Annotated in this window: 12 protein-coding genes; all 12 read left to right on the top strand. The window is 57.0% G+C overall.

Annotated elements, in window-relative coordinates; genetic code table 11:
• Positions 1–8: 8 nt before the first annotated feature.
• The 12 genes from rarD to ACFO3S_RS00890 all read left to right on the top strand — a co-directional run bounded on the left by rarD (position 9) and on the right by ACFO3S_RS00890 (position 14,047).
• Positions 9–914: an EamA family transporter RarD gene (gene rarD / locus ACFO3S_RS00945; protein ID WP_378091281.1), complete on the top strand. Its 906-nt coding sequence runs from the start codon at positions 9–11 to the stop codon at positions 912–914.
• On the top strand, positions 911–2,161 hold the full coding sequence (locus tag ACFO3S_RS00940) for an MFS transporter (protein ID WP_378091279.1): 1,251 nt from the start codon (positions 911–913) through the stop codon (positions 2,159–2,161). The genes rarD and ACFO3S_RS00940 overlap by 4 nt, the downstream gene beginning before the upstream one ends.
• A 494-nt stretch (positions 2,162–2,655) precedes the next feature.
• Positions 2,656–3,918, top strand: coding sequence for an ABC transporter substrate-binding protein (locus tag ACFO3S_RS00935; RefSeq protein WP_378091277.1), 1,263 nt, complete (start codon positions 2,656–2,658; stop codon positions 3,916–3,918).
• Positions 3,919–3,990: 72 nt separating this feature from the next.
• Entirely contained in the window at positions 3,991–4,890 is a 900-nt protein-coding gene (locus tag ACFO3S_RS00930) for a carbohydrate ABC transporter permease (protein ID WP_378091275.1), read from the top strand.
• 16 nt (positions 4,891–4,906) lie between these two features.
• Positions 4,907–5,716, top strand: a complete 810-nt coding sequence (locus tag ACFO3S_RS00925; RefSeq protein ID WP_378091273.1) for a carbohydrate ABC transporter permease — start codon at positions 4,907–4,909, stop codon at positions 5,714–5,716.
• Between the two features lie 21 nt (positions 5,717–5,737).
• A complete protein-coding gene (locus ACFO3S_RS00920; RefSeq protein WP_378091271.1) occupies positions 5,738–6,658 on the top strand; it encodes a nucleoside hydrolase in 921 nt (306 codons plus the stop codon).
• 46 nt (positions 6,659–6,704) lie between these two features.
• Positions 6,705–7,703, top strand: coding sequence for a LacI family DNA-binding transcriptional regulator (locus ACFO3S_RS00915; protein WP_378091269.1), 999 nt, complete (start codon positions 6,705–6,707; stop codon positions 7,701–7,703).
• Between the two features lie 9 nt (positions 7,704–7,712).
• A complete protein-coding gene (gene rbsK, locus ACFO3S_RS00910; protein ID WP_378091267.1) occupies positions 7,713–8,660 on the top strand; it encodes a ribokinase in 948 nt (315 codons plus the stop codon).
• A 202-nt stretch (positions 8,661–8,862) separates the two neighbouring features.
• Positions 8,863–10,137, top strand: a complete 1,275-nt coding sequence (locus tag ACFO3S_RS00905; RefSeq protein WP_378091265.1) for a M48 family metallopeptidase — start codon at positions 8,863–8,865, stop codon at positions 10,135–10,137.
• A complete protein-coding gene (locus ACFO3S_RS00900) occupies positions 10,115–10,861 on the top strand; it encodes a hypothetical protein (RefSeq protein ID WP_378091263.1) in 747 nt (248 codons plus the stop codon). The genes ACFO3S_RS00905 and ACFO3S_RS00900 overlap by 23 nt, the downstream gene beginning before the upstream one ends.
• Before the next feature lie 147 nt (positions 10,862–11,008).
• A complete protein-coding gene (locus ACFO3S_RS00895; protein ID WP_378091261.1) occupies positions 11,009–12,001 on the top strand; it encodes an aldose 1-epimerase in 993 nt (330 codons plus the stop codon).
• A 237-nt stretch (positions 12,002–12,238) separates the two neighbouring features.
• Positions 12,239–14,047: a cache domain-containing sensor histidine kinase gene (locus tag ACFO3S_RS00890; RefSeq protein ID WP_378091259.1), complete on the top strand. Its 1,809-nt coding sequence runs from the start codon at positions 12,239–12,241 to the stop codon at positions 14,045–14,047.
• Positions 14,048–14,057 lie beyond the last annotated feature (10 nt).

The raw sequence follows: 14,057 nt of genomic DNA, 5'->3' as shown, positions 1-14,057 counted from the left end.
GATGCGTCATGAAAGTCGGATTGTTCAACGCGATACTCGCTTATGTCATATGGGGATTGCTGCCCTTGTATTGGAAGGAATTCGATTCGATGCCGGCGGGAGAAATTCTGTCGCACAGAATGATCTGGTCGTTCCTCTTCGTGGCCGGACTTCTCTCGCTGCAGCGGCGCTGGAAGGATTTCGCCGGACTGCTGAAAAACCGGAAGGCGCTGCTGCCGCTTGTCGCCAGCAGCCTGTTGATCTCGGTCAACTGGCTCCTCTTTATCTGGGCCGTCAACAACGGTCACGTCGTCGAGACGAGTCTCGGGTATTATTTGACCCCGCTCATTAACGTGGCGCTGGCGATCTTTTTTCTGCGCGAGAAGCCGTCCGGGGCTCAGTGGCTGGCGATCGCCCTGGCGGGAGCGGGCGTCGTCCTCGTGACGATCGATTACGGAAGCCTGCCGTGGGTCTCGCTTACCCTCGCATTAAGCTTCGGGCTCTACGGTCTCGTCAAGAAGAGAGTCAAGATCGATTCCTCGCTTGGCTTAATGACCGAAACCGCGATTGTCGTTCCGGCGGCGCTCGTCTATTGGGGCTATCTCGGCGCTTCGGGCAGCGCGACCGCATGGACGCTGCCGCTGTCCTCGCTTGCGCTGCTGCTGTTCGCGGGAGCGGCTACCGCATTGCCGCTGCTGCTATTCGCCAAGGCGGCCGCGAAGCTGCCGCTGTCGATGCTCGGGTTCATTCAGTACATCGGTCCGACGCTTACGCTGATCTTAAGCGTGACCGTGTTCCAGGAGACGGTGAGCCAGGTGACGATGATCAGCTTTACGCTGATCTGGGCGGCGCTGATCGTCTATGCGACGGCGACGATCCGGGAGGCCCGGGCGCAGTCGACTCCACTTAAGGCGAGCGGGGGGACTTCAGCTTGAACATCAAGGCGATGAAGACGAACGATTGGCTGCTTCTGCTGATCGTATTCGGCGGCTTTTTGATTTTCGGATTATCCGAGAACGTGAAAGGGCCGGCCATTCCGCGAATGCAGGCCGATTTCAGTCTTCATGAGACGCAGCTCGGCATGCTGCTCGCTTTCAATTCGCTCGGCTATCTGGTTGCTTGCTCGTTCACGGGGCTGTTGACAAGGAAGATCGGCATTAAGCGGACGGGCAATCTGGCCTTCGTATCGATGGCGGTGTCCGGAGTGCTGATGTACGTATCGGCGAACTACGTTCAGCTGTCGGTCGCCTATTTTCTCATGTACATCGGCAACGGCATGCTGGAGATCGGCCTGGCGATCATGGCGGCCCGCATATTCACTCGCAATACGGGCGCGATGATGAATCTGGCCCATTTCTTCTACGGGCTCAGCTCGGCGGTCGCCCCGATCGTCGCCGCGTCCATGATGGGCTGGCAGCCGATGGGCGGCGAGCTGGGCTGGCGGGGCATGTACTTGATTATGCTGTCGCTGTCGCTGCTGCCGATTCTTCCGTCGCTCTTCGCCAAGTTTCCCGGAGACGGAGACGGAGAAGGCGGGGAGCAGGGGGAGCGGCTGACGCTGAAAGCGCTCGGGCGGGATCCGGCCGCCTGGCTGATCGTCGTCGTGCTTTCGCTGGGAGTCGTCTCCGAGCTGGCTGTCGGCGGCTGGCTCGTCAACTATTTGGAGAAGGCGTACGATTGGTCGACCGAGGCGGCATCGGGCATGCTGTCGCTGTTTTTCGTCTTTTTCATGGCGGCCAGACTGCTGCTCGGTCCGCTGACGGACAAGATCGGTTACACGCTATCGGTCATCCTGCTGTCCGCGGTCTCGGGCTTGTGCAGCATGGCGGCCATTATGATCGGCGAACGGGGGGCGATTCTGTTCGCGATTGCCGGCGTCGGCATTGCGCCGATCTACCCGACGGTCATGGCGATTCTCGCCAAACGTTACCCCAGAGGCACCGAAACGGCGATCACGTTCACCGTGACGCTGATGGGAATCGCCTGCGTCTTCGGCAATCTGATGATCGGCGTCGTGATCGACGCGGCCCGGAGGCTGTTTGGAGCCGGTCTGGCGGCCAAGGAAAGCTTGACCCTGGGGCTGCAGGCCGGATACGGATTTATCGCGCTGCTCGCGCTTCTCTGCTCCGTCAGCTGCATGTTCCTTTATGCTTATTTGCGGAGAAAGAACGAGCTGGTATAGCTGTCTTAAGTGTCTCTCGATGAGTAGGCGAAACCGTTCAAGCCAAAGCTCCGGTCGTGCCGGGTGAAGTGCACCCTTAGGCGCGACTTAGGGGCTTTTTGTCGTTTTACTATGGGGAGTGCAATGTGTGTAAATTTTACACAATTATATTAGGTGTTATATGAAATAAATCACATCGGCGAAAAATGGAGAAAGTTATCGAAAACTCGAATTAATCAGCGAAAACTACGGATATTATCAACAGTATGAACGTTGAGTGTTGTGGTGTTATTTGCTATTCTGTAACCGGAAAGCGATTTCAGTTTCATCATGAACGACAGTTTTGTGGCTTTCCTTGTGTAAATTTTTCATACGTAGGTGAGGTGAAAAAGAAGGGGCTCTTCCATCAACTCAACGCTTCTGTGGGTAAGAGCAAGCGAGAATGCGTTGAAACGGGTACAAAACGAGAGAAAACGGACCAATCATTAAAATCAACTCAGAGAGGTGCTATGGAGATGTCAAAGATGAAGTTGCGCCCGTTCGCGTTCGCGGCGTTGGCGGCGACGCTGCTGCTGTCCGCGTGTTCCTCCGGAAACGATAAAGGGGCGGAAAATTCCGCTCAGCCTTCCGGATCCGCTAATGTCGAGAAAGTTAAGATCAAGTTTGGCTATTGGGGCAATGATACGGTATTGAAAGCGTACCAGTATGCGGTTGAGGGCCTGGATCAAGAACTTCCAGGCGTTGAAGTGGAATTCGTCCAATATCCTTCCGATTCCGACTTCTGGGACACTCTGCCTTCCCAGATCGCCGCGAAAGCGGCTCCCGATATTGTCAATGTCACCAACGAACGCTACTTGGAATTTATCTCGAACGAGCTTTTCCTGGAACTCGATCCTTCAAAGCTGGAGATGACGAACGTCTCCCAAGCGGCGAAAGACATCTGGACGGTGGACGGCAAGCTGTACGGCTATCCGTATACGGCGGCTCCGGCCGGATTCGTCATCAACATGGATTTGTGGAAACAGGCCGGTCTGGACGAGAACAAGCTCCCTTCCACCTGGGAAGAGGTGAAGGAGGCGGCCCAGGCGCTGACCAAGGATGACGTTCACGGTCTGGTCATCAACATCGATTCCGAATTCCACTTAACCCAGTATGCGCTGTCCTTCGGCGGCGGTTGGGAGGAAGGAGCGGCGATCGACTCTCCGGCCAACGCCAAGGCTATGGATTATATTATCGAGATGTTCAAGGAAGGGTTAGCCGTATCACCGAAGCAATTGGGGCAAGCTTGGGACGGAGCCGCCTTCGCGGCGGGCAAGGCGGCCATGTCGACTGGCGGCATCTGGTACATCTCGAACCTGCAGACGGCAGCTCCCGATATGAATTATAAAATTATTCCGATTCCGCAAGTCGATCCGGCCGCTCCTTCCGAGACGATGCACTCCGACGCCTTCGTGGCGCTGAAGAGCACCGAGCACGAAGAGATCGTCAACCGGGTGATCAACTATATGGCCCGGAAGGACTTCCAACAGTACGCGCTGGAGAACAGAGGAATCATTCCGAGCGATACGACGATCTCCGATCAGTTCTACGAGATTAATCCGCAAACGGCTCAGTTAAAAGAGGCGGTTCCGTACTCGGTGTCGTTCGGATATCCTCCGAGAACACAGAAGTTTACGAACGCGCTGATTAACGCCATCGGATCGGCTATCTACAAGAACGACAGCACGATGACGGGTCAGGATGTCGTCAACATGGCTAAGAAAGACTTCGAGCAGTAAAAAAGCAACTGGACGATTAAAGCGGGTTGGAGCTTCCCGCTCCAGCCTGCTAGTGGAAGGTGAAGTGCGAAAATGAGATGGAAAGCGGCGAGCAAGGATACGCGGTCGATGTGGCGGACGGCGTATCTGTTTTTGCTTCCAGCCATGCTGTTGTGGGCGGTCTGGTTTCTGATTCCTGCTCTGCAATCCTTCAGGCTCAGTTTTTTCGAATACAACTATGTCATGAAGCTGAACAACCATTTTGTCGGTTTGGACAACTTCGTCAAGCTGTTCAAGAATGACAGCTTTTACAATGCGCTGTCCAACACGGTGACGATGGTCGTCGTCGCCGTGCCTTTGCAAACTTTTTTTGCGCTTCTGCTGGCGGTTTGCATCAATGTTTCTTTCAAGGGAAGAAGCGTATACCGAACGATTTTTTATATGCCCCACGTCATTTCGTCCATTGCGGTAGCAACGGTGTTCATGTATTTATTCGTGGGCGGAAAACCGATTCCCACGCTATTATCCTACTTCGGGATCGATAACGTGTCCTGGTTCGCGGATACGAGGTATGCGCTGCCGTTCATTATTATGATGTACGTCTGGCAGCAGGTCGGCTTCTACATGATTATTTATCTATCCGGCTTGCAGACGATATCCGGTGAAGTCGTCGAAGCGGCGGAGATGGACGGCGCCAACGGCAAGCAGAGGCTTCGGTATATTACGCTCCCGATGCTCAAGCCCGTGACGTTTCTGGCGCTGACGCACGGCGCCATCAGCGCCTTCCAGGTGTTCGATCAGATCGCGGCGGTATCCGGGCAAGGGCAATTGGGGTCGCCGGCCGGATCGATCAGCACGCTGGTTACCTTCTTCTACCTCAACTCCTTCAAGTTCGGTGAGGTTGGCTTCGGCAGCGCCACAGCGGTCGTTCTGTTCGCCATGATTCTGGCCATCACGCTGCTGCAGAAAAAAATGTTCGGAAAAGACGAGTGATGAAAGGGTATAGATGATGAACGCGACAAGAAAAGGGCTTCTGTATCTTCTGCTGACCGGCTTGGCAATGCTTTTCATCCTGCCTTTCGCCTATTCGCTGTACTATTCCCTGCTGCCGCTACAGTTCATCGACCGGATCGTATCGGTGCGGCACTTCACGCTGGAAAACTACCGTCTGTTGTTTGAGAGCTACCCGGTTCTTCGCTGGTTCGGCAACACGGTTGTCAATACGTTCTGCATCGTGATCGGAAATATCATCATCGATTGCATGGCCGGGTATGCGCTGAGCCGTTTGCAGTTTCCGGGAAGGAACGCGATTTTTGTCGCGGTGCTGGCGACGATGATGATCCCGTACCAGTTCATTATTACGCCTGTCTACATTCAGTTGGCGGACTTGGGCTGGATCGATACGATGTACGGCATTACGGTCCCGTTTTTGTTTAACAGCTTATATATTTTTATGGCGCGCCAGTTTTTCCTGACCATTCCGAAGGAATTGGAGGAGGCGGCCAGAGTCGACGGATTAAGCCGGGAGGGCATTTTCTTCCGCATTATGCTGCCGCTGACCAAGCCACTTATCACCTCCATCGCGATCTTCAGTTTCTCGGGAACGTGGAATTCGTACTTGATTCCGGCAACCTTCCTCGCATCCAGAGAAAACTATACGCTGGTCGTCGGGCTTAAAACCGTCAAGGACTTAATGTTCGAGCGGATGAATCTGACATTGGCCGGCGTCGTCTTGCTGTCGCTTCCCATCCTGATCGTGTTTTTGCTGCTGCAACGGCATTTCGTGGAAGGAATTGCAGCTTCGGGAATTAAAGGTTAATATCAGAGGAGGAATGGATGAATGAACAGATTTCCCCGGTTGAATGACAGCGTCAGACTACAGATGCTTGAGCATCCGCAAGGCGTCGTGGATATAGTGCTGGACACGGATACGTATACGGAAGTGGATGACCAGTTTGCGCTGGTCTACGCGTTGAAGTCCAAGGAGCGCCTGAATGTCAAGGCGATCTATGCGGCGCCTTTCTCCATGAACGAGCGGGCATCCGACCCCGGCGTCGGGATGGAGCTGAGCTACAACGAGATTTTGCGGTTTCTGCGCATGCTCAATATTCCGCACGAGAACCTGGTGTTCAAAGGCTCCAAAACCTACTTGCCGGATCTGGATCATCCCGTGTCCAGTCCTGCCGTGCTTGACCTGATCGAGAAAGCCAAAGGGTATTCCAGCGAGCGTCCGCTTTATGTGGTAGGTATCGGGGCTTCCACCAATATCGCTTCGGCGCTGCTGCTCTGTCCCGATCTCGTCAACCGAATCGTGGTAGTCTGGCTCGGCGGAAACACTTTGGATGACAACAACAATAACGCGTACAATGTGTATCAGGACATTCTGGCCGCCCAGGTACTGTTCAACAGTGGAGTGCCGCTGGTTCACGTTCCGTGTTATTCGGTGACTTCGCATTTGCTCACCTCCGTACCGGAGATGGAAGCCTGCATCGGAGGCAAGAACGAAGCCAGCGATGCGCTGATCGAGCTCGTTCGGGAATATGGAAGCAATCGTCTGGGCTGGGCCAAAGTGATCTGGGATATTGGCGCGATTGCTTATCTGCTTAACGAGAAGTGGGCGCCGGCACCCATCATTCATTCGCCGATATTGACGGATAAGCTGCAGTGGAGTTTCGACCGCTCCAGACACCTGATGAGAAACGTCGCATCCGTAGACCGGAATGCGATCTTCATAGATTTGTTCGATAAGCTCCAGAGGTAGAACGGCTCTGGCGGCAAGCACTAGCAAAGAAGCGGCGGTGTTAAGGTTGGCGACGATTAAAGAGGTTGCGGAATTGGCGGGGGTGTCCATCGCTACGGTTTCCCGCATGATCAATCAGAACGGTTACGTCAGCAAGCAGGCAGAGCAAAGCATCGCTTCGGCGATGGAGCAGTTGGGTTATAAACCGCTGGCGGCGCGCCGAATGGCGGTCAACAGCATGCCGACGATTGCGCTGATTCTTCCCGATATCACCAATCTCTTTTTCTCCGAGCTGGCCCGCGCCATTGAAGATGTAAGTCAGCAGAAGGGCTACGCGGTCTTCTTCTGCAATTCGGACCATCAAGACCACCGGGAAATCCGTTATCTGGACATTTTGCGCAAGCGCAAAATTGACGGAATTATATTTGCTTCCAATTATTTGACTCAGCAGGAACTGGACAGACTGAGACAGCAGCAAATCCCCGTCGTTGTATTGGATCGTGCCTCGGATACGAGCAAGTGCACGTTGATTCGCAGCAACAATTACGAGGGAGCGATTATGGCGGTACGTCATCTGCTCGATACGGGCTGCCAGAAAATCGCGCACATTTACGGGCCGCCCGAAATTGCGACGGCAAGCGAGAGAATGCAGGGCTACGAGGATAGCGTGAGATCCTGCTCGTGGTATACGCCATCGCTGATGGCGCCCGGCATGTTTCGTCTGGAGGGCGGCGTGCAGGCGGTGGAAACACTGCTGAACCGCCATCCCGATATCGACGGAATATTTGCCGGCAACGATCTGATGGCGCTCGGCGCGCTGAAGGCTCTTCATCGTAAAGGAATCAGCGTGCCCGAGAAGATTGCGGTCTGCGGCTTCGACGGAATCAGTCTGGCCGAGATTGTCGAGCCCGAGCTGACGACCGTCGCGCAGCCGATCTACGAGATGGGGAAGGTGGCGGCGCAAAGCGTCATTCAGCAGATCGAAGAGGGCCGGACGGGAACGCATCCGGACGTCATCGAGATGGAAGTCAAACTGAAGGTCAGGGGATCGACACGAAGGGGTTGAAGGAACAAGATGGCGGAAACTCCAATTCCCCGAATTGTCGTCGTCGGCAGTGTGAACATGGATCTGGTCGTGGAAATCGGGGAAGTTCCGGAGCAAGGGCAGACGCGAACCGGCAAGTCCTTTAAGCTGCTGCCGGGAGGCAAAGGGGCGAATCAGGCGGTTGCTGCGGCGCGGCTTCATTCGCAAACGATTTTTATCGGCGCGGTAGGCTCGGATCGCTTCGGCGAACAGCTGCTGTCGGCGATGCAGACGGAGAATATCCACTGCTCGGTTACGGTCATGCCGGAGGAAAGCACCGGTGTCGCCTCGATTTGGGTATACGACACGGACAATCGCATCGTGGTCGTGCCCGGCGCCAACGGCAAGCTGGCTTGGCAGGACATTCACCGCAGCAGGCATTTAATAGACGGGGCGGATGTCGTTCTGCTGCAGCTGGAAATATCCCCCGCTGCCGTTCAGGAGACGATTCGCTATGCCTATGAATCGGGCAAGAAAGTCGTCCTGAACCCGGCTCCCGCGCACAAGCTTCCGGAAGAGCTCTATCCGATGCTGTACGCCATGACGCCGAACCGGGACGAATTGGCCGTGCTGGCCGAAAGTCCCGAGCTGCTTGGCGGCTTCAAACCGGGGTTGCTGGACGAGGCAATGGACAAGCTGTTAAGCAAGGGGCTTAATGCCGTCGTCGTGACGCTGGGCTCTGAGGGCGCCGCGTACAAGGACGCGCGCGGACTCCGTTTTCACGTTCCGGGAAAGAAGGTTCAGGCGCTCGATACGACGGGAGCGGGCGATTGCTTTAACGCAGCTTTCTCCGTTTCGATCGCTCGCGGGGACGGGGCGAAGAAGGCGGTGGAATTCGCGGTGGCCGCCTCGGCGCTGGCCGTGACCCGATTCGGAGCGCAGAACGGAATGCCGCAGGAAGAGGAAATCGTCCGTTTTATGGAGGAAATGCGAGTGTGAACTCGGGCGGTCCGGTTTCGGACATTTATAGGGAAGGGCTAGAGCATGGATCTCCGGGAAACCGGAAGGAGATCCATGCTTTTTTAGTGAAGCTGAAATAAGTTCGCTGTCCTGATCCGAACAGGAGCCGGAATGATTACCCGGTTGAGAGAAGTGCTATACTCCTATTATCGGGCATGATTCCGTTATGAAGGAGGTCAAGATGAGCTTTCGCAAACATTCCGCTTTTTTGAAATATTCGTTAGGGTTGATCGGCTACGCCGTCGCGATCGCCCTCTATGTCGCCTACGTCTCGCCGAATCAGGTGCCGGAGGCGTATCGGGGCACGGCGGCCGATCCCGCGACCTTTTTTTCCCCGAATCAGCTTCAGAGCAGCGAGTGGCTGAATGCGGCCCGCAACTGGATTTTCTTTATGAGCGGCCCCTGGGAGTGGCTGATTTATTTCATGATGCTGGCCAGCGGACTCGCACGGAGATGGAGAGTCAAGCTTGAGGAGCGCGGACTTCCGATCTATCTGCGCTTTCCCCTTTATGTGCTGCTCATCCAGGCGACGGCCTATCTGCTTTACTTTCCGCTTCGGGCTGCAAGCTACTGCCTGTCGAAGACGTACGGCATCTCGACGCAGCCGCTGACGGGATGGCTGAGGGACAAGCTGATCGCTTTCGGAATCGGCTATGCGACGATGCTGGCCGTTTCCGCGGTCGCTTTCTGGATCATTTCCCGAGGAGGCCGCTGGTGGCTGAAGCTGTGGCTTCTGTCCGTGCCGTTCACCCTGCTGATGATGTACGTGCAGCCGGTCGTTATCGATCCGCTCTACAGCCAATTCAGCCGTCTGTCCGATCCGCAGCTGGAGGAAGGCATTCTGGAGCTCGCCGCCAGAGCGGGCATTCCGGCTCACCGCGTATATGAAGTCGACATGTCGGAGAAAACGAATGCGCTGAACGCGTATGTCAACGGGATCGGCTCCTCGCTGCGGATCGTGCTGTGGGATACGACGCTGCAGCGGCTGGAAGAACCGGAAATCATGCTGATTATGGCTCACGAAATGGGGCACTACGTCATGCGCCATCTGGAATGGAGCGCCGCAGGGGCTGTCGGCTCCTCCTTGGCGCTGCTGGCTCTGGGCGGCTGGCTCTACAGGGCAGCTATACGCAAACGGGGCGTCCGATGGGGCATCCGTTCTCTGTCGGACATGACCGCTTTGCCTCTTGCACTGATGATCCTATCGATGCTTTCCTTCGCTTCGCTGCCGATTTCCAATTATGTCTCGCGGCAGGCGGAGACGGCGGCCGATCGCTACGCTATGGAACTGATCGGAAGCGCCGAAGGCGCAGTGACGATGTACCAGAAGATGGCAGTGGCGTCGCTGAGCGACGTCCATCCGCCGCTGCTGGTCAAATGGTTCAGGGATACTCATCCCTCCGATATGGAAAGGATCTTGTATGCGGACAACTTTGAGCGGACCCCAAGACCTTAAGGTCGATATCTACTTACTGGCCGGACTGGGGACGGCCCCCGGCTTCATGGAAAACTTGCGGATCATGCTGACGGAGAGCCTGCTGAAGGCGGAGGTGTTCGGCCGGCCGTTCATCCGGTCGAGCCTGCTGTATCCGTACGGCGACTGGAGCCGGAACGTCGTCGCTCAGCTCTGGGAAATTCGGGCCGATATGCGGCGGGGAGCGGCGCGGCTGGACCGATCGATCGGAGGCGGCCGAGCGCTGGCCGACATCGCGCGCGAACGGGCCGAGGCCGGAGACGGCGAAGAGAGCGGGACGACGCTGCTCGTCGGACATAGCGGGGGCGGCGTCGCTGCCGTTCACGCGGCGGAGCTGCTGCTGAAGAGCGGCGTCAGCTCCTGCTGCTTCGCGGTGAAGATCGGCTCTCCCCGCTGCCGGGTCCCTGAGCGGATGAAGCCTCGCGTTCTGTCGATCTTCGCGGAGGGAAGAAGGAAGGACGGTTCCGTCGGGCCGTCCCCGGATTTCGTATCCCGTATCGGCTCTTACGGCGGATGGACCCGAAAGCGGGGACTGCCCTGCTGGACGCGGAACAAGCACGCGCCGGCCGCATTTCTCGGCGTGCCGATCGTGGGCAAGCATGCCGATTATTTCCGCGACCGGGAGCCTTATTTCAACACCGACGGCCGCTCCAATCTCGAGCTGATCGTCGACTCGATCGTCGGCTGGCTCACAACGGTAAAATAACGGTCCGTTCGGCAGGCTCGCTCGGCATAAGGCTTGCCGGCGTCCGAAGCGGCGCGCCTGGCCGGATCAGCCGGTCGGGCAGGTTGACGCTGCCGCCCGCTGGCTTATATACTCGTAACGATGACAATACCGGGGGGATGAATCGGCATGGCGCATAACGAAGCAAAGCTGGGGACCTACGAGAGCGAGCAGGCGGTCTATTTGAAGCACGGAAAATATTCGGCGATTGTGCTGCCCGGAATCGGCGGCAATCTCATATCCTTCCGCGACGAGAGCCGGGGATTCCGGTTTATTCGCGAGCCGGAGGGAGACGCCTGGGCCGGATTCGTCGAGCGCCCCTGGGTGCACGGCGTTCCGGTTCTGTTTCCGCCGAACCGCTACGATGCCGGCACGTTCGAATACGACGGACGGACCTACCGGTTTCCGGTAAACGAGCCGTCGACGGGCAACCATCTGCACGGCTTCGTGTACAGTTCGAAGTGGGAAGTGGTCGAATACGGCAGCACGGAGGAGGAGAGCTTCGCGACCGTTCGGCTGGTTTTCGACGAGAAGGAGCCGGGGTATGCTTACTTCCCGCACCGCGTGACGCTGACGCAGACGTTGACGCTGACGGACGCCGGACTCTCGCACCGGTTCGAGGCGACGAACGACAGCGCCGAGGCGATTCCTTTCATGCTCGGCTTCCATACGACGGTTAACGCTCCGTTCGCGCCGGGAAGCCGCCCGGAGGATCTGGAGTGCGGCTTCTCGTTCGGCGAGAGATGGGAGCTGAACGAGCGGATGCTTCCGACCGGCAGGCGTCTGCCTCTGAACGAAGAAGAACGGCGGCTTCGGGAAGGGAAGGGCGACCCGTACTTCGCGTCGATGGACAACCACTACACCGCCTCGGCTGTGGACGGGATCAACGCGATGACGCTGTACGACCGCCGGACCGGCGTTCGCTTCGTCTACGAAGCCGGAGACGCCTACAAGCATTGGATGGTGTATAACGGCGAGGCGAGCGGCAGCTTTTTCTGTCCGGAGCCGCAGACCGGGATGGTGAATGCGCCGAACGTCGATCTTCCCGCGGAGGAAACCGGATTGATCCGTCTCGAGCCGGGCGAGAGCTGGAGCGCGGTCAGCCGTATGTATTCGGAATAAAACGCCGTGCGCCGGTTGATCCGGATTTGCGGCACGCCGCAATCGATCGACCAATGACAAGGCTGCTCCTCCAGCGTCCGAATCCGCCGGGCGCTGGAGGAGCAGCCTTATGTGCGTTTCCAAGATAATGGTAGTCAATTTTACGAACCTTGCTCTACAATAACGTGGAACGCAGTTTTTTCGAGGATAATAGAAGTGTCGGTCAGAATGACCTAAGCTGGATCGGAGGGCGGCGGATTGGGCAAGTCGCTAATGAACCCGTTAACCAAATTAAGCGTCAAGCAGCAGCTCGTCTTGCTGTTTATCGTGCTGGTCAGCCCCGTCTTCGTCATTCACTGGTACGGCAACATTCAGGCGGAGCAAATTCTGAAACGGCACGTCACGCAAGCCTACACGGAGCTGAACAAGCAGAACCGGCTGCTCATCGCCCGCGATCTCGATACGGTGAACCGGGTGACGCGAGCGATTATCCAGGATCCGCTTACGCAGGCGATGAACACGAACAGGCCGGCGACGATGCGCGATCGGCTGAGCCATTACGACGAGATGGAGAAGCTGCTCGGCTCCTATTCCGGCGGAATCAGCGGCGGGGAAGCGATTCACTATACGCTCTACGTGTACGATCCGAAGGGAGAATACGCCGTCGCGCCCAAGACGCCGAATCAGACGAAAAATTCCGGCGTTTTCTTCTACTCGGACGATACGAAGACGGATTGGATCCGGGAGGCGGAGGAGCGCAAGGGAGCGGGCTATTTGCGCATGCTGTCCCGGGACGGCAGCCTCGAGTGGGACAGCCAATCGCTTTATTACGTCCGTGCGATCAACAACATCTACCGGGGCAACGACGTCATCGGCGTGCTGATCGCCACGATGGACCGGAAGATCGGCCAGTCGCTGCAGACCGTCTCGCTGTCCGACGGAGAAATCTACTTGACCGACTGGTCGAACCGCATTCTCGCGTCGACCGTGCCGGCCAAAGAAGCGTATTTCCGGCTGCCTCCGGAAATTCGTACGGGAGACCGCTACGAAGGAACGGTGGACGCCATCGCCTCCGATTATATCTATGTGATGAGCTTCAACTACCGAGCCGACCAGAAGCTGGTGTACCGTGTGCCGGTGCAAACGCTGCTCCGTCAGCAGAACGAGCTGAAGAGAGTCATCCAATTCATTACGGTGGCGGACGCGCTGCTCGCCATTCTCGTAATGACGTACTTCTGGCAGGGGCTGATGACGCCGCTGCAGCGTCTGGCCTGGTTCGTCCGCCAATACGTGCCGGGGCGGCTCGTGCCGAGCACGCCGGATCGGCACCGGAAGGACGAGGTCGGCGTGCTCGTCTCCTCTGTATACGATATGGCGAGGCGGCTGAATGTGCTCATTCGCGATCACTACACGTTCGAGATCAAGCGGAAAGAGACGCAGCTCCAGCTGCTCTATCAGCAGATCAATCCCCATCTTCTGTACAACACGCTGGAGACGATCTATTGGAAGAGCATGCTGGAGGGCAAGTCCGAATCGGCGGAGATGATCAAGGAGCTGTCCAAGCTGATGAAGATCGCGCTCAGCCGGGGCAAGGAGCTGATTACGCTGGAGGAGGAGCTGCAGCACGCGACCGCGTACACGGCTCTTGTCGAGAAGCGGCAGGAGCAGAGCTTCCACGTACGGTGGAGCGTGGACCGAAGCGTGACGGCTTGCGAGATTCCCAAGATTACGCTTCAGCCGCTCATTGAGAACGCGATCATTCATGGCGTCAAGAACATGGGGGAAGACGGGGAGATCGTCGTGAGCGGAAAGCGGGACGGGGACAAGGTCGTCATTGAGGTCGAAGATAACGGCTATAAGGAGATCGACGTCGACGCCCTGACGAATCATCTGAACGAGGATCGCGAGCAGACGCAGAAGGGCTACGGAATTCGCAACGTGCATCAGCGTCTGCAGCTTCACTTCGGCGCTTCGTACGGGCTGAGCTACCGCAAACGTCCGGGAGGGGGAACAATCGCGGCGGTGACGATCCCTTACGCCCGGCAAGATCCGAACGAATCTTCCTAGGAGGTCATCC

Origin of the sequence: Cohnella hongkongensis (assembly GCF_042654645.1) — a bacterium.
Lineage (GTDB): Bacteria > Bacillota > Bacilli > Paenibacillales > Paenibacillaceae > Cohnella > Cohnella hongkongensis.
The sequence above is the reverse complement of the archived record's forward strand: the minus strand, read 5'-3'. Positions and strand labels throughout refer to the sequence as shown.